Origin of the sequence: Pseudoduganella sp. R-31 (genome assembly GCF_049913235.1) — a bacterium.
In the GTDB taxonomy this organism is placed as follows: Bacteria; Pseudomonadota; Gammaproteobacteria; order Burkholderiales; family Burkholderiaceae_D; genus Rugamonas.
Map to the genome: position 1 here is coordinate 6,288,100 of NZ_CP183986.1, position 25,236 is coordinate 6,313,335.

26 protein-coding genes are annotated in these 25,236 nt (G+C 62.1%); 12 read left to right on the plus strand and 14 right to left on the minus strand.

The window, feature by feature from the left end; genetic code table 11:
- Window positions 1–163 precede the first annotated feature (163 nt).
- The gene (locus ACN9MY_RS28745; protein ID WP_426319412.1) at window positions 164–1,081 is read right to left on the minus strand and encodes a LysR substrate-binding domain-containing protein; all 918 of its coding nucleotides are present in this window, start codon (window positions 1,079–1,081) and stop codon (window positions 164–166) included.
- A 72-nt stretch (window positions 1,082–1,153) separates the two neighbouring features.
- Here ACN9MY_RS28745 and ACN9MY_RS28750 point away from each other — a divergent pair, with 72 nt between their 5' ends.
- Window positions 1,154–2,497 (plus strand): S41 family peptidase, encoded by a 1,344-nt coding sequence (locus tag ACN9MY_RS28750; RefSeq protein WP_426319413.1) that lies wholly within the window; start codon window positions 1,154–1,156, stop codon window positions 2,495–2,497.
- On the opposite strand, the gene ACN9MY_RS28755 is transcribed toward ACN9MY_RS28750, so the two are convergent.
- Window positions 2,457–3,980 carry an alpha/beta hydrolase family protein gene (locus ACN9MY_RS28755; protein ID WP_426319414.1) on the minus strand — a complete coding sequence of 508 codons (1,524 nt, stop codon included), beginning with the start codon at window positions 3,978–3,980 and terminating at the stop codon, window positions 2,457–2,459. The two genes, ACN9MY_RS28750 and ACN9MY_RS28755, sit on opposite strands and share 41 nt — an antisense overlap.
- Before the next feature lie 295 nt (window positions 3,981–4,275).
- On the opposite strand from ACN9MY_RS28755, the gene ACN9MY_RS28760 reads away from it, so the two are divergent.
- The 3 genes from ACN9MY_RS28760 to ACN9MY_RS28770 all read left to right on the plus strand — a co-directional run bounded on the left by ACN9MY_RS28760 (window position 4,276) and on the right by ACN9MY_RS28770 (window position 7,050).
- Window positions 4,276–5,118, plus strand: coding sequence for a hypothetical protein (locus tag ACN9MY_RS28760; protein ID WP_426165344.1), 843 nt, complete (start codon window positions 4,276–4,278; stop codon window positions 5,116–5,118).
- Window positions 5,091–5,966 carry a hypothetical protein gene (locus ACN9MY_RS28765; protein ID WP_426165346.1) on the plus strand — a complete coding sequence of 292 codons (876 nt, stop codon included), beginning with the start codon at window positions 5,091–5,093 and terminating at the stop codon, window positions 5,964–5,966. Before ACN9MY_RS28760 ends, ACN9MY_RS28765 begins: the two co-directional genes overlap by 28 nt.
- Window positions 5,967–6,063: 97 nt before the next feature.
- On the plus strand, window positions 6,064–7,050 hold the full coding sequence (locus ACN9MY_RS28770; RefSeq protein WP_426319415.1) for a T6SS immunity protein Tli4 family protein: 987 nt from the start codon (window positions 6,064–6,066) through the stop codon (window positions 7,048–7,050).
- A gap of 5 nt (window positions 7,051–7,055) precedes the next feature.
- Here ACN9MY_RS28770 and ACN9MY_RS28775 read toward each other — a convergent pair whose 3' ends face one another.
- The 8 genes from ACN9MY_RS28775 to ACN9MY_RS28810 all read right to left on the minus strand — a co-directional run bounded on the left by ACN9MY_RS28775 (window position 7,056) and on the right by ACN9MY_RS28810 (window position 15,645).
- Window positions 7,056–8,069, minus strand: coding sequence for an L-threonylcarbamoyladenylate synthase (locus ACN9MY_RS28775; RefSeq protein WP_426165350.1), 1,014 nt, complete (start codon window positions 8,067–8,069; stop codon window positions 7,056–7,058).
- Entirely contained in the window at window positions 8,066–9,307 is a 1,242-nt protein-coding gene (locus ACN9MY_RS28780; protein ID WP_426165352.1) for a 5-(carboxyamino)imidazole ribonucleotide synthase, read from the minus strand. The genes ACN9MY_RS28775 and ACN9MY_RS28780 overlap by 4 nt, the downstream gene beginning before the upstream one ends.
- Window positions 9,308–9,311: 4 nt before the next feature.
- Entirely contained in the window at window positions 9,312–9,800 is a 489-nt protein-coding gene (gene purE, locus ACN9MY_RS28785) for a 5-(carboxyamino)imidazole ribonucleotide mutase (RefSeq protein ID WP_426165354.1), read from the minus strand.
- 21 nt (window positions 9,801–9,821) lie between these two features.
- Window positions 9,822–10,718: a phosphoribosylaminoimidazolesuccinocarboxamide synthase gene (locus ACN9MY_RS28790; RefSeq protein WP_426165356.1), complete on the minus strand. Its 897-nt coding sequence runs from the start codon at window positions 10,716–10,718 to the stop codon at window positions 9,822–9,824.
- A 139-nt stretch (window positions 10,719–10,857) separates the two neighbouring features.
- A complete protein-coding gene (gene fba, locus ACN9MY_RS28795) occupies window positions 10,858–11,922 on the minus strand; it encodes a class II fructose-bisphosphate aldolase (RefSeq protein WP_426319416.1) in 1,065 nt (354 codons plus the stop codon).
- 52 nt (window positions 11,923–11,974) lie between these two features.
- Window positions 11,975–13,444, minus strand: coding sequence for a pyruvate kinase (pyk, locus tag ACN9MY_RS28800; RefSeq protein ID WP_426165360.1), 1,470 nt, complete (start codon window positions 13,442–13,444; stop codon window positions 11,975–11,977).
- Window positions 13,445–13,508: 64 nt separating this feature from the next.
- Window positions 13,509–14,702 (minus strand): phosphoglycerate kinase, encoded by a 1,194-nt coding sequence (locus ACN9MY_RS28805; protein WP_426165362.1) that lies wholly within the window; start codon window positions 14,700–14,702, stop codon window positions 13,509–13,511.
- A 130-nt stretch (window positions 14,703–14,832) separates the two neighbouring features.
- Window positions 14,833–15,645 (minus strand): helix-turn-helix domain-containing protein, encoded by an 813-nt coding sequence (locus ACN9MY_RS28810; RefSeq protein WP_426319417.1) that lies wholly within the window; start codon window positions 15,643–15,645, stop codon window positions 14,833–14,835.
- A 217-nt stretch (window positions 15,646–15,862) separates the two neighbouring features.
- Here ACN9MY_RS28810 and ACN9MY_RS28815 point away from each other — a divergent pair, with 217 nt between their 5' ends.
- Window positions 15,863–16,807: an alpha/beta fold hydrolase gene (locus ACN9MY_RS28815; protein WP_426319418.1), complete on the plus strand. Its 945-nt coding sequence runs from the start codon at window positions 15,863–15,865 to the stop codon at window positions 16,805–16,807.
- On the opposite strand, the gene ACN9MY_RS28820 is transcribed toward ACN9MY_RS28815, so the two are convergent.
- The 3 genes from ACN9MY_RS28820 to ACN9MY_RS28830 form a co-directional block, all read right to left on the minus strand.
- Window positions 16,804–17,172, minus strand: a complete 369-nt coding sequence (locus tag ACN9MY_RS28820) for a VOC family protein (protein WP_426319419.1) — start codon at window positions 17,170–17,172, stop codon at window positions 16,804–16,806. The two genes, ACN9MY_RS28815 and ACN9MY_RS28820, sit on opposite strands and share 4 nt — an antisense overlap.
- Before the next feature lie 85 nt (window positions 17,173–17,257).
- Window positions 17,258–17,587 carry an AzlD domain-containing protein gene (locus tag ACN9MY_RS28825; RefSeq protein WP_426319420.1) on the minus strand — a complete coding sequence of 110 codons (330 nt, stop codon included), beginning with the start codon at window positions 17,585–17,587 and terminating at the stop codon, window positions 17,258–17,260.
- Entirely contained in the window at window positions 17,580–18,317 is a 738-nt protein-coding gene (locus ACN9MY_RS28830) for an AzlC family ABC transporter permease (RefSeq protein WP_426336495.1), read from the minus strand. The genes ACN9MY_RS28825 and ACN9MY_RS28830 overlap by 8 nt, the downstream gene beginning before the upstream one ends.
- A 98-nt stretch (window positions 18,318–18,415) precedes the next feature.
- Between ACN9MY_RS28830 and ACN9MY_RS28835 the strand changes: the two genes are divergently transcribed.
- From ACN9MY_RS28835 to ACN9MY_RS28855, 5 genes are read left to right on the plus strand one after another with little or no spacing between them, the layout of a single operon-like run.
- Window positions 18,416–18,604: a zinc-finger domain-containing protein gene (locus ACN9MY_RS28835; RefSeq protein ID WP_057263119.1), complete on the plus strand. Its 189-nt coding sequence runs from the start codon at window positions 18,416–18,418 to the stop codon at window positions 18,602–18,604.
- A 23-nt stretch (window positions 18,605–18,627) separates the two neighbouring features.
- Window positions 18,628–19,050 (plus strand): YybH family protein, encoded by a 423-nt coding sequence (locus ACN9MY_RS28840; protein WP_426165375.1) that lies wholly within the window; start codon window positions 18,628–18,630, stop codon window positions 19,048–19,050.
- Between the two features lie 42 nt (window positions 19,051–19,092).
- On the plus strand, window positions 19,093–20,055 hold the full coding sequence (locus ACN9MY_RS28845; RefSeq protein WP_426319422.1) for a YheT family hydrolase: 963 nt from the start codon (window positions 19,093–19,095) through the stop codon (window positions 20,053–20,055).
- Window positions 20,056–20,058: 3 nt separating this feature from the next.
- Window positions 20,059–20,664 carry a DUF2946 family protein gene (locus tag ACN9MY_RS28850; RefSeq protein ID WP_426319423.1) on the plus strand — a complete coding sequence of 202 codons (606 nt, stop codon included), beginning with the start codon at window positions 20,059–20,061 and terminating at the stop codon, window positions 20,662–20,664.
- A 2-nt stretch (window positions 20,665–20,666) separates the two neighbouring features.
- Entirely contained in the window at window positions 20,667–21,923 is a 1,257-nt protein-coding gene (locus ACN9MY_RS28855) for a hypothetical protein (RefSeq protein ID WP_426336496.1), read from the plus strand.
- A 4-nt stretch (window positions 21,924–21,927) separates the two neighbouring features.
- Here ACN9MY_RS28855 and ACN9MY_RS28860 read toward each other — a convergent pair whose 3' ends face one another.
- On the minus strand, window positions 21,928–23,484 hold the full coding sequence (locus ACN9MY_RS28860; RefSeq protein ID WP_426336497.1) for a M48 family metalloprotease: 1,557 nt from the start codon (window positions 23,482–23,484) through the stop codon (window positions 21,928–21,930).
- A 36-nt stretch (window positions 23,485–23,520) separates the two neighbouring features.
- On the opposite strand from ACN9MY_RS28860, the gene moaC reads away from it, so the two are divergent.
- Together moaC and ACN9MY_RS28870 are read left to right on the plus strand one after the other, a co-directional pair.
- Window positions 23,521–23,997 (plus strand): cyclic pyranopterin monophosphate synthase MoaC, encoded by a 477-nt coding sequence (moaC, locus tag ACN9MY_RS28865; protein WP_090435596.1) that lies wholly within the window; start codon window positions 23,521–23,523, stop codon window positions 23,995–23,997.
- Complete coding sequence (locus ACN9MY_RS28870; protein WP_426336498.1) at window positions 23,997–25,223, plus strand: AGE family epimerase/isomerase; 1,227 nt, start codon at window positions 23,997–23,999, stop codon at window positions 25,221–25,223. Before moaC ends, ACN9MY_RS28870 begins: the two co-directional genes overlap by 1 nt.
- Window positions 25,224–25,236: the final 13 nt, after the last annotated feature.

The window sequence follows — 25,236 nt, forward strand, 5'->3', positions numbered from 1 at the left end:
CAGAGGGGATGATTTTATTGTGTGCTTTGCGAACGTACGTGCTATTCGCTGCCGAACTAATATGCCAGCTTGGACTTGCTTGTTACAAGTAGAAATTTGTAAAAACAACAGCCTTGCACAACCAAGGGGCGCGACTGTAGCAGCCACGCATCAGCATTGCAAGTCACTGTTCTTCCAGCCAGGCAGGACGGGCGAATTGCTGCTTCAGGAAATCAACGAAAAGGCGCGTGCGCTGGGGGCGCTGGCGGACGCTGGCCGGCAGCAGGGCGACAATGTCGGCCTCCGGCAATGCATGGTCGGGCAATACGCGGCACAGGGCGCCGCTGCGCAGCTCACCCGCAACGTCCCATTCCGAGCGCAGCATGATGCCGTGGCCGTCGAGCGCCCATTGCTTGACGACGCGGCCGTCGTTGCAAGCCAGCGTGGGTTCGATGCGCAAGGTACGGAACTGGCTGGCGCCGGGCGGCATCAGCTTCCAGCGCGTGGCGTCTTCCTCATTCTCGCGCAAGGCCAGGCAGGCATGGCCGGCCAGTTGTTCCAGGCTGCGCGGGCTGCCGTGCCGGGCGAGGTAGGACGGCGCCGCGCACAGGTAGCGCCGGTTACGCGCCAGCACTTGCTGGCGCAGGCTGGAGTCGCGCATCGCGCCGATGTGGATCACCACGTCCCAGCCTTCGTGCAGGCGCAGGTTCGGCCGGTCGGACAATTCCAGTTCGAAGGCCAGCGCCGGATGCTGCGCCCGGAAGCGTGCCGCCAGCGGGGCGATGTGCGCACTGCCGAAGCCCATCGGCGCCAGCACGCGCAGGCGCCCCGCCAGCTCATTGCGCTGTTCGTGCAGCGCGCGCTGCAAGGAGTCCATCTCGGCCAGGATCGCTTGCGCCCGTTCGGCCAGCAGCTGCCCCTGCTCGGTCAGCGCAATCCCCCGCCCCTGCCGGTCGGCCAGCTTGAGGCGCAGTTTGTCTTCGATAGCTTGCAGGCGCTGGGTGACGGAAGACGGCGTCACATCCAGCAGGCGCGCCGTGGCCGACAGCGAAGGCTGGCTGGCCACGGCGCAGAAAAAACTCAGGTCGTCAGTGGAGAGCATTAAGGCTGGCCTTAATCATGTAATCAAGAAATCTTAAGCACAGACTTTATTCCATTCATTAGAATTTCGGCAATGAAAATTCCTGCCCTCCTCCTTGCCCTCGGCGCGCTGTGCTGCGCCCCACTGCACGCCGACCCGGCGCGCTTCACGCCTGCGCAGTTGCAGCAGGACCTGCAATTCGTGCGCGAAGCCATCGAGAGCACGCACCCCGAGCCCGCACTGCGCTCCGGGCAGCAAGCCTATGAGCAAGCCTTCGAGGTGGCGCGCAGCAGGCTGGGCCAGCCCCTGTCGCGCGACGAGGCGTGGCGCGTGCTGGCAGCCATGAACCCGGTCTTCAACGATGCACATCTCGGCGTGGTGTTCCCCGACTGGCGCTCGGAAACGCGGGCCCACCTGCAGGCAGGCGGCAGGCTGTTCCCGTTCGAGGTCATGATCGATGGCCAGCAGCGCTTGCGCATCGTCGCTGCACTGGGCGGCGGCAGCTCCGCGCTGGCAGGCCGCGAGATCGGCAATATCAACGGCATGCCGGCGGCGCGCATCCTGCGCGAGCTGGGGTCGCTGGTGCACGGCGATACGCCGGCCTTTCGCAATAAACTGCTGGAGCGGCGCTTCTGGCTGTACTACTGGAAGAACTATGGCGCAGCGGAGCGCTTTACCCTGCAGGCCGGCGGGCAGGTACTGGAAGTGCCTGCAGCCCCGGTACTGCCGGCTGCGGTGGCAGGCGAAAAATCGTTCGAGCAGACTTTCCAGTTCCGCATCCTGCCAAGCGGAGTCGGACTGCTGACCGTCAACCAGTTCGCCTGGCCGGACAAGCAGCGCTTCTACGATTTCACGGAACGCGCCTTTACCAGCTTGCGCGATGCCGGCGCGCAGACGCTGTTGATCGACGTGCGTGAAAACGGCGGCGGCGACGACGATATGTGGAAGACCGGCATCCTGCGCTATATCGCGAACAAGCCCTACCGCAACGGCTCCAGCTACGTGAAGAAAGTGCTGGAAGGCCGCGCCGGCCCCGGCGAAAAAGTGGGCGACATCGTCAGCGGCAACGTCGATAGCTGGGTGCAGCCGGAGCCTGCGCATCCGCTGCATTTCAGCGGCAAGGTATTCGTGCTGGTGGGCGACCTGACTTATTCGTCCGCCATCCTGTTCAGCAATACGGTGCAGGACCACGGCTTCGCCAGGCTGGTCGGCGCCGCAGGCTATGCCTATGTGCGCCAGACCGGCGGCACGCAGAAACAGCACGTGCTGCCCAACACCGGGCTGGAAGTCGTGGTGCCGCGCTTCGTGCTCGACCGCCCGTCAGGCAAGCGCGAACCGGCGCTGCTGCAGCCTGACATCGTGCTGGCCGACGATCCTTTCGATCGCAACGCGCTGGTCAAGGCGCTGCTGGCGCATCCTGCCGCATCAACGAATTGAAGTAGCTGCGGGCGGCCAGCAGGCAGGGCGCGCCAGCCAGACGGGCGTGATACGCGTCCATCAGCAGTTCGTTGGCGCTGCGACCGCTTTTCGGCGCGTCTTCCTGCGCCCTCTTCATGGCCTCCTCGCTAATCAGCACGAAGCTGCGGCGGGCATCCCTGAATTCGTCCTGTGCGCCCAGCTCTTCCAGATCGACCACGGTCGGCGGCGCGCCATGTTCGCTGAAATATTCCGCCGCAGCGGTGGCATTGAAAAATGGTACTGAAGGGTCCCTGCTGCCGCCGCACAGCAACAGCGGGCTTTGCGGCGTGTAGTTGCGCAAGTCGTTTTTCAGCATCCATTTGCGCAGGTTGTTGGCGGGCGTGCAGTCGCCATCGTCGCAGGGATGCTGGGCCAGGTCTTGCAGGTAGGCGTCGCGGTAGCTGGTGCGTACCAGGTGGGGATTGCTGAAGTAGACGGATGCCCCCCTGCCCTGCGGCAGCGAGTCGCGCGCGAAGAGGGCGGCCTTGGGCAGCTTGCCCTGCTTGAGCAGTTCCTTGCGCGTCATCGTGGTAGGGAACAGCGTTTCGATGCCGCTGGCGTATTGCAGCTCATACAGCTCCTCCGGCTTGCTGTAGATGGCCGCGCCGGCGCGCTGGGCGGAAGTGGCAATCAGCGGCAAATAGATGGTGATGCCGGCATTCGGCTGGCCGCTGAATACCGTGTCGGAAAAGCGCGCCATGGCATACGGTCCGGACAATCCTGCGGCGGCAGTGACCTTGAATTCACTGCCTTGCTGCATGGCGCGCTGCGTGGCGAGCGTGACGTGGCCGCCCTGCGAGTAACCGGCCAGGAACAGCTGCGGCGCTGCCTGGACCTTGAGCTGCGCCATCGCACTGCGGGCAGCGCGCATGGCGTCAATCATGTCGGCCGATTGCTGCTCGGCGTTCAGGTAGGGGTGGTAAGGCAGTGAAGACCCGTCATAGCCGGCGTAATTGGGCGCTACGACGATATAGCCTTGTGCGGTGAACAAGGCCGCCACCAGCTTGGCCTCGCCGCGCAGGCGCGCCATATTGTGGTCCTTGGCGGTCGAGGTGCCGTGGGCGTACAACAGCACCGGCCGCGGCCCCTGGCAGGCGGGATCTTCGCCGGACGGCAGGATCAGCGCGGTGCTGGCGTCCGTCGGCTCGCCGCTGCCGCCGATGGTGCTGTAACGCAGGCTGTAGGTGGTGATAGTGCAGCGCGGCGTACCGGCAAATTGGGCCACGGTACTGCCGGCCTTCTCCAGCACTTCGGCCAGCATGGCCGGCTCGATGCGCTTGGAAGTGCTGAACACGCCGGTTTCGATGCGGGACAGGGTGGGGCCGGAAATCAGGGTGCCGCGTTCAGGGACGGCCAGCAGGGTACGCGAGACGGTGGAGGATTCTGCTGCGGCGCAAAAAGGTGGAGGAAAGGCTGCAACCAGAGTGGAAAGGTATGTCGCAATTTTCCGAATAGGGCGCATATTGGCCTCCGTGCATGTGCAGGAGAATGCCGCCCAACCTGAAAGCGCGGCACGTATGTATGTATGATGTAAGCATACTCCTCCAGCTACCCGGACAGCGTGCCGATTGGATGTGCTCCCCTCTCAAGCATCCACCGACAAGCATCACGCCTATGCAGGCGAATATCCGCAAGTGGTATTTCTGTCGTTGGCTCACAACATAGCTGACCAAGCACGTTCGCCTTATTGCGCATCAAGATCCGTGCAAGCCAACGTGCCACCATGGCTTTTCTGATCGCTTGACAAGGACTCAAGCATGGCCACCCAGCTATCCGTTGACATGAGTTCAGGAGGCAGAAAAGCCCAGGGATTCTGCACACCGAAGGTGGACAAGACGCCGCAGGTTATGCACGTGCTGCCGAAGCGCGTTATTCCAATTCTCTTCTTACCCGGAATTATGGGTTCGAACTTGCGCATGAACGCGGAGCGTCAACAGCGCTTAAAGAAATCCAATAACATCGCTTGGCGCCCGGACAAGCTGAATGAGGTAACAGAGTTCCTCGAAGCATCGCCAGTTCGGCGCCAACTGCAATTGGATCCCCAAGCAACGGAAGTGGATAGCTACGATGGCGGAATGGCGCCAACCGGGAATGGCCATGAAAATGCAGGTCAACGCCAGGACCACAGCAAGGTCAGAGTTGCACTACGATTCGAAATTGATTCTCCGTTACTGTCAGACGATCCGCCTTGCATCACGCCACGCAGGACGAAAGAGGAAAAGGCAAGGGAACGAGGATGGGGAGAAATACTCTTCAACAGTTATCGACACATCCTTGAGCGATGCGAACAGCATTTGAATCGCCCTGACCTCGATAGCTATTGGAAAAAAATCATTGGCCAAAATCCTGCTGGGTGGGGCGCTGCAGTAAATCCTGCGATCCCGCCGTTGACCGAAGAAGAATTCAGGGTCGCCACAAAGGATTGCTTGTTCCCCGTCCACGCCATGGGATACAACTGGCTGCAATCCAACGAAGACTCAGCACGCATCGTTTCGAGAAGAATCAGAACCTCATACTCGACTATCGAAGAAGGGGCTTTGCTTGTGAGAAGGTCATCGTCATCAGCCACTCCATGGGCGGTTTACTCGCCCGCGCATTGATTCATCCTGAAATGGGCAATATCAATGACAAGATACTCGGTATTGTGCACGGCGTAATGCCTGCACTAGGTGCACCGGCAGCATACAGGCGCATGCGCTGTGGCTTTGAAGAAGGCAAGATGGGGATGAACCCAGCGCCAAAGTTTCTGGGAAATTTCGGCAATGAAGTCACTGCAGTTCTCGGTAATGCCCCCGGCGGCCTTCAACTGCTGCCCAACTGCGCCTATGGGAATGGCTGGCTCGAAATTCGGCGCAATGGCCTTCTTGTCGATCAATTTCCAAAAAACGGCGATCCCTATGAGGAGATCTATTGCCTGCGTGATCGATGGTTCGGCTTACTGCGAGAAGAATGGCTGAATCCAGCGGGAAGTCAAAGTGCCGGGATCGCGAGAACTATGAAATTACTCCGTGAAGCCAGGCAATTCCATCTCGACTTAGCTGACACCTTCCACGAGCAAAGCTATGCGCATTATGGTGCTGACGCAGCACGCCCCTCCTGGGACAGGATCGTCTGGAACCTGAATGATACGAACGTTGATGCTGCATGGACAGACTATCGCATCACCAACGACAGCAGGCAGGGAAAGTTGGTGTTGGCCGGGAAAACATCCAAGGGTGTACCAGTTGATGGCATCAGCGCAGAACTGGGGCCTTCACAAGGAGCCGGCGATCAAACAGTCCCGCTCCGTTCATCGGATCGTCAACTCTTAAGCAATCGGTTCAAGGCGATCTTCCGCCAGACCGGTTATGAGCATCAGGCCAGCTTTAGCAATGACGATGCCTTGCATTCGACGATGTTCAGCATCATAAAAATTGCCGCCACAATGAAGTGGGGAAGCCTTGCGTAGCTTCATCACGTCCATGGCAATGCTACTAGCAATAGTTCTGTTTCTCCTGCCAGTCCACTCCACGTGGGCCGAATATCCACATACGGGGAACAAAAAAATGAACTCAACCTCGAACAGACTTGTCGAGACTAACGCAGAGACAAACACCATCTGCGCCGGACGATTCCTGATAGATGTGCCCAAAGGTGCTGCAGTTGTTTACGGTCCGGCGCGCGTCCCGTTTCATTTATCGAGGCTTGAAGGTGAAGGGGCAGGCCTGGACAGCGAAGTCAAGCGGGCGCTTGCAAAAATTGAGGAGAACCGAGAGTTCGCGCGAGGCCCATTGAAGAAAAAAGAGTCAATGCTGGGCAAGGTACTGCCTGGCATAGGAGGGCAACACAAGATGGTTATTGGCATAGGGCGCGGCAGCTTCGCCGATTACAACGTCCAGTCATTCCTCCGGCTTGGAGATGACCTGTTCTTGCAGGAGTACGAAGTTGACGGTGAGGGTGATGCGTACCTTGAAGCGGTAGCTTTACTGATGGAGGTCGCACGCTCTTTGCGCTTTCGTCCTTCCGACGAAATTCCAAACGAACCAGGACTTTGCCTGGACAGAGCTTTCCTCCGCGAGCCTGCTCGCTATATGCTGGAAGAAGTCACGCTAGGCATTCGACTGAAGCAATTCGAAGACGTCCACATGTCAATCGAAATGACGAAGAAGGAAATCTTTATTGAGTCGGATGCGTTGGAACCCAGGATGAACCGTGCCAAACAAGCGGCCTTCGCGTCCGGCATGGGAAAGTGGTACTCACGAATCAAATTCCTTCGACGCGGTTACCGTCACATAGGGGGATGGGAAGGGTTCGAAGTGCTTGCCCATAAACCCGCGCAAGAATTTGAAGGCGAAAGCCATGAATTCGCCTTCCAAAGCCACGGTGAGCCCAAGAACCCTTTGCTGCCAGTGCTTCAGATTGAATTGCACACCGGCGTCAAGGGAAACACCACAGGAGGTACCAAACCCTCCATCAGTGACGAAGAAGCAGTCTTCCTGTGGGACTCGATCATTGGCTCGATCAGGCCGAGGCCAGTTAGTGGGCAGCGCTAAGCGTTTTACGACTTCAGGAAACGCTCAATAATGCCGGTCGAACCGAAAGCGGCGCGGCGCAGGCGATCGTTGACGCCCAGCCAGGCATCGCCTGTCGGCGGTGCTTCCACGAGGATCAGCTCAACCTGTTGCTGGTCCATCGCGCGCAACGCGGCATACACGCCATAAGCATACCCCTTTGGCTCGGCAGGGAGCGTCACATTTGGTTGAGACAACACAAACGGCGAGTAGTGGATCAGCGCGGCACACCGCCCTCGCAGCTTGAGTTCCGCAAGGGTTTTTTCGATGTCGCCAGTGGGCAACAGTGCCACCGGCGCTTTCGGCGCGTAATGCGACTCCAGGGTGCCGGAAGCACGCGGCGCGGCCTGGTCGGGCTGGCGCGGCATGGTGCCGATCACGTCGGCAATCTGCTGCGCGGTGATGTGGCCGGGTCGCAGCAGCACCGGGCCATGGCTGGCCAGGCGCGACATGTCGAGGATAGTGGACTCGATGCCAACCTGGCTCGATCCGCCATCAAGGATGGCCGCCAGGCGCGGGTCGTCGCCGAATTCGTCATGCACGTGCTGGGCGGTAGTCGGGCTGACATTGCCGAACTTGTTGGCCGATGGTGCGGCCACTCCGCCCTTGCCTTCCTTGAATGCTTGCAGCAGCTGCATCGCCACCGGGTGCGACGGGCAGCGGATGCCGACCGTATCCTGGCCGCCGGAAACGGCGTCGGGAATATGCGCGTTGCGCTTGAGGATCAGGGTCAGCGGGCCGGGCCAGAAGGCACGCACCAGGGCGCGTGCTTCGTCGGGTACTTCGGTGGTCCAGTAATCGATGTCGGCGCCGGGGGCGACGTGCACGATCACGGGATGGTCCTGCGGGCGGCCTTTGGCAGCATAGATCTTTGCGACGGCGGCCGGGTTTTCCGCATCCGCACCGAGGCCGTACACGGTCTCGGTAGGGAATGCGACCAGGTCGCCATTCGCCAGCGCAGCTGCTGCGCCGGCGATGTCGCGGGATGCGGCGTCGGTCATGCTTCGATCCCGAGGATGGCGCAGGCGGCGTTGAGGTGCTGCTGCGCTTCGGCCAGGGTCGGCGCGACGAAGGTCAGGTGGCCCATCTTGCGGGCACGGCGCGGTTCTTCCTTGCCGTACAGGTGCAGGTTGGCGCCTGGCAGCGCCAGCACCTTGTCCCACGCCGGCTCGCGCACCGTGCCAAGCGGGTTGAAGCGCGCTTCGGCGCCGGGCAATGGCAGTCCGGTATTCTCCACCGGATCGGCGACCACCTCGGCTTCGTACCAGATATCGCCCAGCAGGTTCAGCATGACCGCCGGCGAATGCTGGCGCACGTCGCCCAGCGGCAGGCCGGCCATGGCACGCACCTGTTGGGCGAACTGGCTGGTGACGCAGGCATCGATGGTGTAGTGGCCGCTGTTGTGCGGGCGCGGCGCCATTTCATTGACCACCAGTGATCCGTCGGCCAGCACGAAGAACTCGATGCACAGCACGCCCACGTAGCCCAGTTCGGCCACGATGGCTGTCGCCGCCGCCTGTGCCTTGGCGGCGCAGTCGGCGGTGATGTTCGGCCCCGGCACGGTCGTGGTGAACAGGATGCCGTCGCGGTGCACGTTCTCGGCGATCGGGTAGACCACGGAGGCGCCGTCGGCGCCGCGCGCCGTCAGCACGGAAACCTCATACGCCAGCGGCAGCATCTTCTCCAGCAGGCAGGTGACCTGGCCCATGCCTTCGAAGGCGGCGCGCACGTCGTCGCGCGACTTCACGCGCACCTGGCCCTTGCCGTCGTAGCCCATGCGAACGGTCTTCAAGATGCCCGGCAGCAGGTCATCGGGAATCGCATCGATGTCGGCATCGGTGGCGATGACCTTGTGCGGCGCCGGCATCACGCCCGACTTGGCCGCGCTGGCGACGAAGAAAGCCTTCTCCGCAATGCGGTCCTGCGCCACGGACACGCCGTGCGCATTCGGCGCCACGAAAACCGATTGCGCCAGGCGCGACAGGCTGTCGGCCGGCACGTTTTCGAACTCAGTGGTCACGGCAACGCATTGCGCAGCCAGTGCATCGAGGCCGGCGGCATCGCTGTAGCCGGCATTGATCAGGCGGTTCGCCGCCTGCCCCGCAGGGCAGTCGGCGGACGGTTCCAGCACGGCCACGTTGTAGCCCATGCTCTGCGCGGCGTGCGCGAACATGCGGCCAAGCTGGCCGCCGCCCATGACACCCAGCCACGCTGGAGGATTTTTTACATCGGTACTCATACGCTTACAACGGCAAAGTCATGGCCTTGGCGGCCTCGGTTTGCGATGCGCGGAACTCTTCCAGCCTGGCAGCCAGCGCGTCGTCGGTGGTGGCGATGATCGCCACTGCGGTCAGGCCCGCGTTGGCAGCGCCGGCCTCGCCGATCGCAAAGGTCGACACCGGCACGCCCTTCGGCATCTGCACGATGGACAACAGCGAGTCTTCGCCGCGCAGGTACTTGGACGGCACGGGCACGCCCAGCACCGGCACGATGGTCATGGCAGCGACCATGCCCGGCAGGTGGGCCGCACCGCCGGCGCCGGCGATGATGGCGCGCAGGCCGCGCGCACGGGCGCTCTTGGCGTAGGCGTACATCTCGTCCGGCATGCGGTGGGCGGAGATCACCTGCGCTTCATACGGCACGCCGAACTGCTTCAGCATGTCGACGGCATTCTTCATCACGTCCCAGTCCGAGGACGAGCCCATGATGATGCCGACCAGCGGTTTGCTCATTGGCTGATTCTCTGACATGGCTTATACCTTCAGCTTTTCGCCGGTCAGGCGTTCGATGGCTTCGAAGTACTTGGCCTGGGTCTTTTCGATCACTTCCGCCGGCAGGGCTGGCGCCGGCGGGGTCTTTTGCCAGTCCTTCAGGGTTTCCAGGTAGTCGCGCACGAACTGCTTGTCGTAGGACGGTGGGGAAATGCCTGGACGGTAGGAGTCGGCTGGCCAGAAGCGCGAGGAGTCGGCGGTCAGCACTTCATCCATCAGGTGCAGCACACCGTTGTCGTCCAGCCCGAACTCGAACTTGGTGTCGGCGATGATGATGCCCTTGGTTGCTGCGTAGTCGGCGGCGGTGGTGTACAGCTTGATCGCCACTTCGCGGATCTTGGCGGCCAGTTCGGCGCCGATTTTCTTTTCCATCTCTTCGAAGGAGATGTTTTCATCGTGTTCGCCCAGGTCTGCCTTGGCAGCCGGGGTGAAGATTGGTTCTGGCAGCTTGTCAGCTTGCTGCAGGCCTTCCGGCAGTTTGATGCCGCAGATGCTGCCGGTCGCCTGGTAGTCTTTCCAGCCCGAGCCGATGATGTAGCCGCGTACCACCGCTTCCACCAGGATAGGCTGCAGGCGCTTCGCTACGACTGCGCGGCCTTTGACCTGCTCTACTTCGTCCTGTGCCACGACCGATTCCGGGGTGACGCCGGTCAGGTGGTTGGGGACGATGTGGCCCAGTTTCTCGAACCAGAAATCGGACATCTGGTTCAGGACCATGCCTTTGCCGGGGATCGGTTCGTTCATCACGACGTCGAACGCGGACAGGCGGTCGGTGGTGACGATCAGGATCTTGTCGGTGCCGACGGCGTAGTTGTCGCGCACTTTACCGTGGCCCAGCAGGGGGAGGGATTTGATGGAGGATTTGTACAGGCTGTTCATGGCGGGGACTATCTGAGATTTTTAGAACCGGTAAACCAGTGTCCGACCCGCAGGGTCAGACACTGTCTGTGCCGCGGCCGGCGGCTCCGGCAGACCTGGTGTCTGACCCTGCGGGTCAGACACCGATTTGCCGGTTTTATTACTTGACGATCTGGGCCAGCTCGCCGGCCTTGTAACGCTCAGCCATCTTCTCCAGCGAAATCGGCTTGATCATCGACGCGCGGCCTTCGCAGCCGAATGCCAGGAAGCGTGCCTTCACCACTTCTTCAGCAGCAGCTCGGGCTGGCTTCAGGAAGTCGCGCGGGTCGAACTTCGATGGGTTCTCGAACATGTACTTGCGCACGGCAGCCGTCATGGCCAGGCGGATATCGGTGTCGATATTGATCTTGCGCACGCCGTGACGGATGCCTTCCTGGATTTCCTCGACAGGCACGCCGTAGGTTTCCTTCATGTCGCCGCCGAATTCGCGGATGATGGCCAGCAGTTCCTGCGGCACAGAAGACGAACCGTGCATCACCAGGTGGGTGTTAGGGATGCGGGCGTGGATTTCCTTGATGCGGTCGATCGCCAGGATGTCGCCGGTTGGCTTGCGGGTGAACTTGTAGGCGCCGTGCGAGGTGCCGATCGCGATGGCCAGCGCGTCACACTGGGTCTTCTGCACGAAGTCGGCAGCTTGCGCCACGTCGGTCAGCAGCTGTTCGCGGGTCATGGTGCCTTCCGCGCCGTGGCCGTCTTCCTTGTCGCCCTTCATGGTTTCCAGGGAGCCCAGCACACCCAGTTCCGCTTCCACGGTCACGCCGATGGAGTGGGAGAACTTCACCACTTCCTTCGACACTTCGACGTTGTATTCGTAGGAAGCCACGGACTTGCCGTCAGCCATCAGGGAACCGTCCATCATCACGGACGAGAAACCGGACTTGATTGCAGCCATGCAGACTGCCGGCGACTGGCCGTGGTCCTGGTGCATGACGACAGGGATGTGCGGGTAAGCTTCGATTGCCGCGTCGATCAGGTGACGCAGGAAGGCTTCGCCAGCGTATTTACGGGCGCCAGCCGAAGCTTGCATGATCACCGGCGCGTTGACGGCGTCGGCGGCAGCCATGATGGCCTGCACTTGTTCCAGGTTGTTGACGTTGAAAGCCGGGATGCCGTAGCCGTTTTCAGCAGCGTGGTCCAGCAGTTGACGCATGGATACGAGGGACATGGTAGTACTCCAATAACAATAAAGAAATCGTTAGCGTTCGTTATCGAGCCGATCAGCGGGCAGATTCGGCGCGGTGAGTAAACTCACCTACTTTCACGATACGCAGCGCGTTCGTGCCGCCCACCTTGCCCATCGGCGCACCCCAGGTAACCACAATCATATCGCCCTTCTGGGCAATACCCTGTTTTACCAGGAGGTCTTCCGCGGCGCGCAACACGACGTCGGTCGGCGCATCCTGCATCAGTTGGTGGGTGCAAACGTTACGGTACAAGGCCAGCTTGCGCTGGGTGGTGGTGCTCGGCGTGAGCGCAATAATCGGGGTGTCGATGTTGTGGCGGCTCATCCACAGCGCGGTGGAGCCGGATTCGGTCAGGGCCACAATCGCTTTCACGCGCAGGTGGTGCGCGGTGAACAGGGCGCCATAGGCGATCGACTGGTCGATGCGGGTGAAGCGCGCGTTCAGGAAGTCCGCATCGAGTTTGTTGTATTCGGATTGCTCGGCTTCGGTACAGATGGCCGCCATCATTTCCACAGTTTCCACCGGGTATTTACCGGAGGCAGTCTCAGCCGAAGTCATCACGGCATCGGTACCGTCCAGCACGGCGTTGGCCACGTCGGACACTTCGGCGCGGGTCGGCACGGCGTTGAAGATCATCGACTCCATCATCTGGGTCGCAGTGATGGCGATCTTGTTCGATTCGCGCGCCATGCGGATCATGCGCTTCTGTAGCGCAGGCACAGCCGCATTGCCTACCTCGACAGCCAGGTCGCCGCGGGCCACCATGATGCCGTCGGAGGCGTTCAGGATTTCCTGCAGCGCCGGGATAGCTTCAGCACGCTCGATCTTGGCGATCATCATCGGCTTGAAGCCGAACGGCTCGCCGGCGATATTGGCCAGCTGGCGCGCCATTTCCATATCGGTGGCGTTTTTCGGGAAGGAAATCGCCAGGTAATCGGCCTGGAACGACATTGCAGTCTTGATGTCTTCCATGTCCTTGGCGGTCAGCGCCGGCGCGGTCAGGCCGCCGCCCTGGCGGTTGATGCCCTTGTTGTTGGACAGCTCGCCGCCGATCTTCACGGTGGTGTAGATTTCGCTGCCGACAATCTTGTCCACGGTCAGCACGATCAGGCCATCGTTCAGCAGCAGCACGTCGGCCGGCTTCACATCGGTTGGCAGGCTCTTGTAGTCCAGGCCCACGCGCTCCTGGTTGCCCAGTTCACCGTTCTCGCCCCACTTGGCATCGAGGATGAACTTGTCGCCCTTGGCCAGCTCGATCTTGTTGTTCTCAAACTTGCCGATACGGATCTTCGGACCCTGCATGTCGGCCATGATCGCCACTTCCTTGCCGCATTCCGCTGCCGCCTGACGCACCAGGTTGGCGCGATCGATATGATCCTGCGCCTTGCCGTGGGAGAAATTCAGGCGGACCACGTCAACCCCTGCCTTGATCATCTGGATCAGGATGTTCAGGTCGGTCGAAGCTGGGCCGATAGTTGCGACGATCTTGGTACCACGTGCCATGAAGGTTTCCTTCGTGTGAGCTTGAAAAAGTTCAAAAGGCGCCTTGCGGGCGCCTTTTACCGTGTTACTGGGCGCGTTGCGCCAGGATTTCCACTGCCGGCAGGGTCTTCCCTTCCAGGAATTCCAGGAAGGCGCCGCCGCCGGTGGAGATATAGCCGATCTTGTCGGTGATCTGGTACTTGGCGATGGCCGCCAGGGTGTCGCCACCGCCGGCGATCGAGAAGCCCTTGGAGTTGGCGATCGCCATGGCCAGGGTCTTGGTGCCTTCGCCGAACTGGTCGAACTCGAACACGCCGACCGGGCCGTTCCAGACGATGGTGCCGGCTTCGGCGATCTGGGCAGCCAGCTTGGCGGCGGTCTTGGGACCGATGTCCAGGATCATGTCGTCGTCGGCCACATCAGCCACGGCCTTCACGGTCGCCGCTGCGGTTGGCGAGAATTCCTTCGCGCACACCACGTCTTCAGGGATAGGCACCTGGGCGCCGCGGGCAGCCATGATGTCGATGATGGCCTTGGCTTCAGCAACCAGGTCGGCTTCCGCCAGCGACTTGCCGATCTTCAGGCCGGCAGCCAGCATGAAGGTGTTGGCAATGCCGCCGCCAACGATCAGGTTGTCCACTTTGTCGGCCAGCGATTTCAGGATCGACAGTTTGGTCGACACTTTGGAACCGGCCACGATGGCCAGCAGCGGACGGGCCGGCGCGCCCAAGGCCTTGCCCAGCGCATCCAGCTCGGCAGCCAGCAGCGGGCCGGCGCAAGCGATCGGCGCGAACTTGGCGATGCCGTGGGTGGTCGCCTCAGCGCGGTGCGCAGTACCGAAAGCATCGTTCACGTACACATCGCACAGCTTGGCCATTTTCTGGGCCAGCTCATCGGAATTCTTCTTTTCGCCCTTGTTGACGCGGCAGTTTTCCAGCAGCACAACCTGGCCGGCAGCGACTTCCACGCCATCAACCCAGTCCTGCTTCAGCTCGACCGGCTGGCCCAGCAGTTCGGACATGCGCTTGGCGATTGGCGCCAGGCTGTCTTCCGGCTTGAATTCGCCTTCGGTTGGACGGCCCAGGTGGGAGGTAACCATGACCTTGGCGCCAGCGCCCAGGGCCGCCTTAATCGCCGGAATCGAAGCACGAATGCGTGTATCTTCGGTGATATTGCCCGCATCGTCCTGCGGCACGTTCAGATCTGCACGGATAAAGACGCGCTTGCCCTGCAGCGCGTTCTGCGCTACGAGGTCTTCCAGGCGGTTGAATTTCAGCATGGTTACTCAGGGGTCACAGTTGGAAAGAGCGCTATTTTACCTTAAGCCGGGGCCCCTTAGCCGCATGTTAAGCTCGGGCAAGGCCGATATTTAGTTACCAACAAGAAAACAAAATTCGGGGTCAGGTCTGTCATTTGGACACCAAAGCCACACTTTTGATCTTCCTCAATCCATCGGCGCGCAATTGTGCAGGTGTCAGGCCCAGGACCTGGCGAACGCTGCGGACCATATGGCTGGGGTGCGCGAAACCCGCTTCCAGTGCGATCTCGGTATTTGTCTTTTTGCCTTCCTGCAGGAGCTGGCGGGCGCGCTCGGCGCGGCGGACCAGGACGTAACGATGCACGGGCATGCCGGCTGCCTGGCGGAACAGTTCCTTGAAGTGAGAAACACTGAAGCCGGCCACGACAGCCAGCTCGGCCAGTCTCAGGTCGTGGTCAAGGTTGGCTTCGATATAGTCCTGGATGGCGCGCAACTGCCAGGCAGGCAAGGCTCGGGGCGGCGCTGCGGATGGGCGGCGGGAGGCCAGCGTCTGCAGCGCCAGCAGCCGTGCCGCCAGCGCACTGGCCAGGCTGTCAGCGAAGATACGGCCGCCGGGATGCCCCTCTTGCTCTTCCGTTTGCATCATCCAGCCAATGCGTTCGATTTGCGGGTCGCGGATGTGGATGGCTGGCGCCAGCCCGGCATCCAGGCGCATATGTTCCGCCGTGTCCTGCAGCAGGGATGGATTCAGGCGCAACAACAATGACGTGGCGGGTGCAGTCAGCGTCCAGCGTGTGCTGGCGCCGGCGGGCACCACGCAGAACTGGCCGTGCAGCCGAGTCCCCTGCCGCTCGTACCGGCCAGCGCGGTAGCTGACCGGCACCGGAGCGCCAAGGTGCAGGCACAACACATGATGGCCATCGACCGGCGAGTCGAAGCGGCCATGCGGAACTGGCGAAGTCAACACATCCAGTAGCGGTACCTCGTCCCGCACTGGGTAACACGAAGGCCTGGTCGTCATTGCTTCCTCTCACGCAGGAAATGGGAGAGTGCGCCATTTCCAGCGATGAAGCAATAAAAAATCAGCCGACTGTGCTCGCCAGCGGCTGATTATGCGCGCAGCCTCCCAGGCTTGCCGATAGCATCGATTCCACCACTCAGCTACTGCATGGAGACCGCAAGTGAAACGCCGTGACTTTTTATCCCTGACCGCCGCCGCCCTCGCCGCCAGCGCGGCGCCACAACTATCCATTGCTGCCGCCGCCACCGAGGTCGCCAAATTCCGTGCTGCGCGCCGTTTCGCAAAACTGCCCTTCGGCCACATCGCTTACGTAGAGCGTGGTTCCGGCCCGGCAGCAGCGCTGTTCCTGCACGGCGCCCCGCTGAACAGCTTCCAATGGCGCGGCGCGCTGGATCGACTGTCGGCATACCGCCGCTGCATTGCGCCCGATTTCATGGGCCTCGGCTATTCGGAAATACCCGCCAGCCAGTCGCTGGCAGCATCCGCCCAGGCCGAGATGCTGGCCGCCTTGCTCGACAAGCTCGGCGCCGGCATTGTGGATCTCGTCGCCAGCGACAGTGGCGGCGCCGTCGCGCAACTGTTCCTGCTGCGCTACCCGCAACGCGTGCGCAGCCTGATGCTGACCAATTGCGACATCGAGCCGCATAGTCCGCCCGCCGAGATCGCGCCCGTGCTGGAAATGGCCCGCCAGGGCACGCTGGCCGACGAAACCGCCAAGTGGCTGACCGACCAGCCCATGGCCCGCGCCACGTTTGGCGCCGCCGTCTTCCACAACCCCGCGCAGCTGACGGATGAAATCATCGAGTACTATGCAGCGCCACTGGTGAGTTCACCACTGCGGCGCGCGCAATACCACGAGTTCCACAACGCCCTGTCGCCCAACCCGCTCGCCGGCATCGAGGCCCAACTGCGGCGCAGCACTGTGCCGGTGCGCATGGTGTGGGGCGCCAGCGATACCATTTTCACGATGGTCGATGCGCACTACCTCGACCAGCTCTTCCCGCATTCGCAAGGCATCCGCGCCATTCCGGAAGGAAAGCTGTTCTTCCAGGAAGAATTCCCTGACATCATTGCGGAAGAAGCACGCAAGCTGTGGAAGGCCTAGCAGCGAATTTCCAGGTTGTGCCCGTCTGGATCCTCGAAATAGCAAGCCAGCGCCAGCCCGCGTGCGCCGTATTGTGGCTGGGGCTGGCTGCAGTTGCGGTCCATATGATTGCCGCCGAATGGGATGCGGCGTTCACGCAATTGCACCATCACACGTTCGAAATGTTCGGGATCGACGCGGAAGGCCAGGTGCAGATGCATGGTGGGCGGCTCCGCCAGCAGATCCAGCGTGAAGCCCTCATTGACGCGCACCACTTCGAACGGCCCTACCCTGCCTTCGTGTTTGAATCCAAGCACATCCGCATAAAAGCGGATTGACTGCATTGAATTGCTGACGCGCAAGATCATGTGGTCTATTTCTGCCATATGCCCTCCCATAAATGGACAGGTTATCTTTGAGATTGATCAATGGTGCGTAGCGGGTGTCCAAATGACAGACCTGACCCCGAATTTAAGGCAACAGCAGGCGCAATGCGGTAAAGCACGCCATGCCAAACACAATGGTCTCCAGCATGTTGCGGCGAGCGATGTAGTAGGCGATGGCGGCTGCGCCGGCCAGCAGCTTGTAGTTATGGATGCTGAACTCGACCGTGCCCTGCGAGCCGAGCAGCAGGTCGGGACCGATGATGGCGGCCAGCGCGCACGCCGGCGCATAGCGCAGCATCTCCTGCACGCGGGTGGGGATTGAGACGTGCTCGCCAATCACCCAGAACGAGGACCGGGTGATCGCGGTGGCGCAGGCCAGCGCGGCAATCGTCAGCCAGATATCTAGATCAGTCATCGGCGGCCTTTCTTCGTTCGATCATTCCTTCCACCACCATTGCAGTTACCATGCCGACCAGCACGGCTGCCAGCAAACCCAGCTTGTATGGGAAGCCATGCGCCAGCACCGCGGTCACGCCAGCGACCAGCGCGCCGCACAGTGCGGGCCGGGTCGCTACCATCGGCACGGTAATGCAGATAATCGCCAGCGTGCCAGCAAAGCCCAGACCCCATTCGGCCGGCACGGCGCTGCCAAGGAAAATGCCGGCGATGGAGCCGGCCTGCCATGCGACAAAGTTCGGGTATAGCAGGCCGCGCAGGTAGGACACTTTGCCCATAACGGGCTTTTCGGTCGGATAGCGCTGCAGGAACATGGCGGTGGTCATGTCGCCGGCGCCGTAGCCAAGCAGGAAGCGGCGCCACAGCGGCAGCCTGGCGAAGTGCGGCGCGAGCAAGGCGGCGAAGATCACGAAGCGCAGGTTGACCACCAGCGCGGTCAGGAAGATCACCCCGATCGGTGCGGCGGCTGCAATCAGGGGCAGCGAGGCGAGTTGCGCGGAACCGGCAAACACCACCAGGGTCATGCCCATCGCCTGCGCCACGGTCAGCCCGGACTTGACCATGGCCACGCCTACCACCAGGCCCCAGGCGGCGATGCCGAACAATGTCGGGGTCCCGTCTTTCAGTCCCGCGCGCCAGGAGGGCTCGTGGTGGGCCGCGACGTCGGGCAGGCTATCTGGAGAACTCATTGGCAAGCACAGGGGAAAGCCGACATTCTACCGACGAATGCTTTTCGCTGCCGGGATGCATTAAAATCGTGGTTTTTGATCTCGCGGAGTGTTATAAAATGAGCAACGCCACCCAGCCAGTAGAACTCGATGGCAAAGACTTGCCGGCCTACTGCCCGAATCCAGCCATGCCGCTGTGGTCTTCGCACCCGCGCGTGTTCCTGGACTTCAAACATGGCGAAGCAAAATGCCCGTACTGCGGCACCCAGTACAAGCTGAAACCAGGCGCCGACGCCGGCCACCATTAATCACCCTTTCCCCCGGAGCCCGGATGGCAGCGCGTAAACACCAGAATGGCAGTGCGGCAGAAGTCGAAGCGGCCTTTTACGATGCCTTGAACCGGGCCGACCTGGAAGCCTTGATGGCGCTGTGGGCGGACGATGAGGAAATCGTCTGCATCCATCCCGGCGGCCCGCGCCTGATCGGACACCGCGCCATCCGCGATTCCTGGAGTGCACTGTTGGAACACGGCGGGTTGCAAATTCGCCCATCCCAGCTGCATGAGACACACAACCTGATGAGTTCGGTGCATACTGTGGTTGAGGGCGTCACAGCGGCAAGCGGCGAGCCGGCGCACCTGATTGCGACCAATGTGTACGTTAAGACACCGAAGGGTTGGCGCATTGTGTTGCATCATGTGTCTGTAGCGCCGGGACCTGTTCCCGTCGATCCGCGCGCTCAAATACTGCACTAAAAAAAGGGGGACCGGGCCCGCTGGGCCGATCCCAGCCGCGCCATGAACTACATCGCCCCATTCTGGCTGCCGAGCGGCCACTTGCAGACCATTTATCCGGCTACCTGCATAGCCAAGCCCGACGTCCGTTTCCGCCGCGAACGGTGGCATACGCCGGATGCGGATTTCATCGATGTCGATTTCGTCGACGGCCAGCCGGGCAAGCCATTCGTGGTGCTGTTCCATGGGCTGGAAGGCTCTTCCGACAGCCATTACTCGCGCGCCCTGATGGCTGAGATCACGCGCCGCGGCTGGTCGGGCGCCGTGCCGCATTTTCGCGGCTGCTCCGGCGAGCCGAACCTGGCGCCGCGCTTCTACCATTCCGGCGACTCCGGTGAACTGGACTGGATCATCCGCCGCCTGCACCCGCATGCGAGCGGCAAGTTCTATGCTTGCGGCGTATCGCTGGGCGGCAATGTGCTGCTGCGCTGGCTGGGCGAGTCGCAGCACCAGGCCGAGTTTGTCGACGCGGCCTGTGCAGTGTCGGCGCCGCTCGACCTGGCGCAGGGCGGCAATGCCCTGTCGCGCGGCCTCAGCCGCCTGTACACGCGCATGTTCCTGCAAACGCTGAAACCGAAATGCGTGGCCAAGCTGCAGCAGTTCCCCGGACTGTTCGACCTTGATGCACTGATGGCGGCGCAGGACTTGCACGCCTTTGACAACGTAGTCACGGCGCCGCTGCATGGCTACCGCGATGCGGACGATTACTGGGACCGCGCCAGCGCCAAGCACGTGCTGACCGATATCACGGTGCCGACCCTGGTGCTGAATGCGAAGAATGATCCCTTCATGCCGGGCGAATACCTGCCGCGCAAGGCTTCGCACCAGGTGGTGCTGGATTATCCGGATGAAGGCGGCCATGTGGGCTTTGCCACCGGGCGCTTGCCGGGCAGCCTGGACTGGCTGCCGCTGCGCATGCTGAAATTCCTGACCGCCATCGAGGCCACTGAAATGGCCGAGGCTTGAACCATGGATGAAATAGTCAAACAGGCGATGGCCAAGTGGCCCAATGTGCCGCACTGCTACGGCTGGCTGGCGCTCGATGCGCGCGGCAACTGGCGCATGCGCGACGAGCGCGCGCAGCATTTCAACGAGGCAGGCGACAAGCTGACCAACCCGGCACTGGTCGGCTTCATCACACGCAATTACCAGTGCGATGAACTGGGTCGCTGGTACTTCCAGAACGGGCCGCAGCGCGTGTACCTGAACCTGGAAGCCACGCCTTTCATCGCGCGCACCGATCCGCTCCGCGGCTTCGTGCTGCATACCGGCGAGCCATTGGGTGAAATTGATGCTGCCTGGCTGACCGAGGCCGGCGAACTGCTGCTGCGCAGCGGCGAGGTGCTGGCCCAGCTCGACGATCGCGATTTCGCGCAAGTGTTGCCGCAACTGGAGTTGAATGGCCGTCCGGTGGGTGACAACGCCCTGCTGGCTTGGCTGGATGCCGCGGCCAGCGATCCTGCCAGCCTGTCGCCACTGACCTTGCGTGTCGGCGAGCGCGCAGTTCCGCTGGCGGCCATCGCGCGCGACAGTGTGCCGGCCGCCTTCCACTTCCAGCGCCTGCCGCAAGCTTGACGATGCCAGGGACGAAACGTTCAAGGGCTTGCGCGACAGCAATCACCCTGGCATTGGCAAGCGCCCAGGCTTTGGCCGAACCGGTCTCGAACTGGATCGGCGGGTCATATGTCAATGTGCGCGAGGCCGCCAACAGGAATGCGCCCGTACTCGACCATCTGGTGATCAACACGCCGGTGGCCTTGCTCGCGCAGCTGGACGAATTTTGCGAGATCTCCTGGGGCGCGCAGAAAAAGGGATACGTGGCCTGCAAGCTGCTGCGAGCGAAACCCACCTCGCTGGCGGAGGTCGTTGGCCAATCAGCTGCCCGTACATTCTGGATCGAGCCTACCTTTGAGCACCTGGTTGACGCGGCGGCGAATTTTGAGCTGGAAATGCTGCCTGAGAAGCGAAAAGAGCGGGAAGAGCACTTCCTCGCCAGCGGCAGTTGGGAAAATCCACCGGCGCTGTCGCGCTACGCGATACCGGAGCTGGAAGCGATGAAGTCCATGCTCGCACAGGGCGTCATCGCGCCACGCGGACTATGGAGGCCTGCGCCAGCCTGGGAGAATTATCCTGGCCTGGCTGGTCTGGATCCGCTGAACCAATGGCTTTACCGGCAGATCAAGCTGGTAGCGGTAAAGCCTTCCTACTTCAAGTCCCTGAACGATGTTGCCAGTCCAAAGGCGACACCGGAAACGCTTAGCGCCCAGTTCTCCATTCGCTGGAAACTGAAGGTGGACAGCGCGTCGGATTGGGTCGGCGACAGCAACAGTGGCCCAATGCGTAACGGCGTGTGGGATATCGGCAAGGTGACGCAGCGCCTGGAAAAGCCCGTGTACGCTTTGGTGATCAGCGACAAAGGCGACGCCGCCAGCCTGCCAAGCGACGCAGCATTCGAGGACATTGCGAACGGAGACCAGGCGGTTTGCGCAGGAACACACCACATTCTGCCGCTGGATTCCGGGCAGCTTCCCGTCTTGCGCACATTGCTGCCGCTGGACATCAGGAAAGCCCGCATCACCGCCAAGGCGCAACTGCTATCCCCGCCGAAAACCGGGAATGGGGAGCCGATTTACCGCCGGGCGACCGTTACCTACATCGACCTGGATCGCGACGGCGTCAATGACATCGCCGTCTGGGATGCAATCAATACGCAGTTTGGCGCGGGCGATGGCCCCGAGGGCAGCGAATACCACGCAAAATTCATCTTCATCAACGTGGGCGGGGCCTGGCACCTGCTGGAAATCGACCAGGACGACCCGCCGTGCGGGTGCTGAGCGCTCAGTCCTTGTCTTTCTTCTTATCGCCCAGCATTTCCTTGCGCTTGGCTTGCAGCTCGCGTTCGCGGGCATCGATCACCGACTGGTCGTAGTAGGTCGCGTCGGGCGCCTTGCGGGCCAGCGCCAGCTGGTCCAGCGCCGCCAGCACGCCGCCCAGCAGCACGTACGATTCCGCCAGCGAGATATGCTGCAGGGCGATCTTGCCCTGCTTGGCATAGGCCTGCGCCATGTAGTCGTGCAGTTCCGGCTCGCGGCGATACATCTGCAGCTGGTCGCGCAGGAAGCGCGTGGCCTCGTCGTATTTGCCGCCCTTGATCAGGGCATCCGCATACTGCCATACCAGGCCGCGCGACAGCGGGTAGCGGCCTTGCGCCTGCTTCGCCTCCTCGATGGCCGCTGCAATCACTTCCGGCTTGTTCTCCTGCGCCAGCTTGATCTCCAGCGACAAATAGGCCAGCGCCGAATCGGTGGTGCCGCGCGGGATCGGCGTGCTGAACGCGCCCGCAACCGGCGGCTTGTCGATGGTGGTGCGCGCCTTGTCGAGCCACTCCTGCGCGGCAGCGAATTCGGAGCGCTTGAGCGATACCATGGCCATGCCGTACTGGCCGGCGGCCACGTTCTGGCGGCCCGGCAGCTGGATCTGGTTCTTGAATACCGCCTCCGTGTCGGACAGGCCCTTGCTGCTTTCGTCCTGCAGAACCCGGGCGCGGGCGCGGATCAGGTGGAAGTCCATGCCGTCCACGCGCTGGCTGAATTTCTGCTCGCGGATGCGGGCCTGGATATCGGCGATCCGTTCGGTGGTCAGCGGGTGGGTCAGCAGCCAGGGCGGCATCAGGTCGCTATACATGCGCGTGCTGTTCTGCATGCGCTGGAAGAAGGACACCATGCCGCTAGCGTCATAGCCTGCCGCATTCATGATCTGGAAGCCGACGCGGTCCGCCTCGCGCTCCGCATCGCGGCCGAAGTTCAGCTGGCGCTGGATCGCCAGGCCCTGCCCGCCCATGAAGACGCCGATCGCCGCATCGGAACTGGACTTGGCGGCCAGCGCCGCCAGCAGCATTGCCGCCAGGGGAATCAGGGCGTCGTTCTTCTGCGCCCCAAGCTGGCGCGCGATATGGCGCTGCGCCACGTGGCCGATTTCGTGCGACAGCACCGAGGCCAGCTCGGATTCGTTTTGCGCCGCCAGCAACAGCGCCGAGTGCACGCCGATATAACCGCCCGGCATGGCGAAGGCGTTCAGGTTCTTGTCGCGGATCGCGAAGAAATAGTACTCGAGGTTGGCGTCGCCGCGCGCTCCCGGGCGTGCATCCACCAGCCTGGTGCCGAAATTATTCAGGTAGTCGATGATGGGCGGATCATCCAGGTAGTCGCGCTCGAAGCGCAGGCTTTGCATGATCTCCTCGCCCAGGCGCTTCTCCATCACCGGCGACATGTCCTCGCGCGACGCATCGCCCAGCGTAGGCAGTTCCGCCTGCTGCGCCTGCCCCGCCGGAGCGGCGATCAGCAGGCCGGAAACCAGTGCCGCCAGCAAGGGACGGCGAAAATGTAGTGCATTCACAGTGCTATCATACCCGTTCAACAAGAGAGCTACGCGATGACCGAACACCTTACTCATTTTGACGCTGCCGGCCAGGCCCATATGGTCGATGTCGGCGCCAAGGCCGAAACCCACCGCATTGCCGTCGCCACCGGCAGTATCCGCATGAAGCCGGAAACGCTGGCGCTCATTCTATCGGGAACCGCCAAGAAAGGGGACGTACTCGGTATTGCCCGCATTGCCGCCATCATGGCGTCCAAGCGCACGGCCGACCTGGTCCCCCTTTGCCATCCCCTGGCCCTGACCCGCGTTGCGGTGGACTTTACCACTGATGAACCCAGCAACACCGTCCATTGCCGCGCCCAGGTCGAAACCTACGGCAAGACCGGCGTCGAAATGGAAGCGCTGACTGCGGTGCAGGTCGGCCTGCTGACCGTGTACGACATGTGCAAGGCCGTCGACCGCGGCATGGTGATGACCGATATCCGCGTCACCGAGAAAGCGGGCGGCAAGTCCGGCGACTGGAAAGCCTGATGCTGCGCCGCGCGGCCGTCGCATCATTTCTTGCCCTGCTCGCAGCATGCGACAGCAATGAAGCCGGGCATGGCAGCCGCGCTGCGATGGCCGAGGTGGCGAACGCTGAGTGGCACCGCAAGGACCTCAACGCCCACCTGTCGCGCTGGCTGGCAGTGGCCCCCACGCCTTCCGGCCTGCTGCAGGGGCAGTTCGATCGCAACTGGCAGCCGCCGAACAAGATCAGCGGCGACCTGACCCTGCACAGCCGGCTGGTGTACACCATGCTGGTCGGCTATGAATCAACTGGCGATGCACGCTACCTGGAAGTGGCGCGACGCGGCACGGACTTCCTGCTGTCGTCTTTCCACGACCCGCTGCACGGGGGCTTTTTCCAGGTGCTCGATGCCGGGGGCAAGCCGGCCAGCATGAGCAAGAACACCTACGGCCACGCGTTTGCCCTGCTGGCGCTGGCACACGCAGCGAGGGTGACGGGCGAGCCGAAATACAAGGCGGCGGCGCTGGCCGCGTGGCAGGACATCCGCCGCAACCTGCGCGAACCAGGCGGTGGCTTGCGCGGTTCCGCACCGCGCGATTTTGCGCCGAAGCAGGAAGGCAGGCACTCGCAGAATCCCCTGATGCATATGTTCGAAGCCCTGCTGGCCTTGATCGATGCGACCGGCGACCAGCAGGTGGTAGCCGATGCGCGCGAGCTGGGCGACTTCGTGCTGAACCAGCTTATGGTCGGCCTGCCCGACGGCGGCGCCTATATCCCCGAGTGGTATGACGAACAGTGGAAACCGCTCACCGACGGCGACGGCTTTACCGACCTTGGCCACCAGTTCGAATGGAGCCACCTGCTGCGCAGTGCCGAGGCGCGCGGCCTGCCGCCTATCTATTCGGGCGTGGCAGACCGCTTGCTGAAGTTCGCCGTGGCGAAAGGCTATGACGAACAGGATGGCGGCATCTTCAACCGCATGTCGCCCAGCGGGCAGGTGGACCGCAGCAAATACTGGTGGCAGCAGGCGGAAGGCATGAAGGCTTTCCTGGCCGTGGCGCAGCGGCCGGACATGGCGCGGCGCTACCATGAAACGCTGGAACTGGTGGACAAGGAAATCCTCGACCGCGAAAACGGCGGCTGGCGCTTCGGCGCGAAGGAGACTTGCAGCGGCGGTTGCAACAAGATGCAGCCCGACCCGTATCACCTGGTCGGCCTGGACTGGACTGTCCTATCGACAAAGCAATAGTTGATGCGCGGCC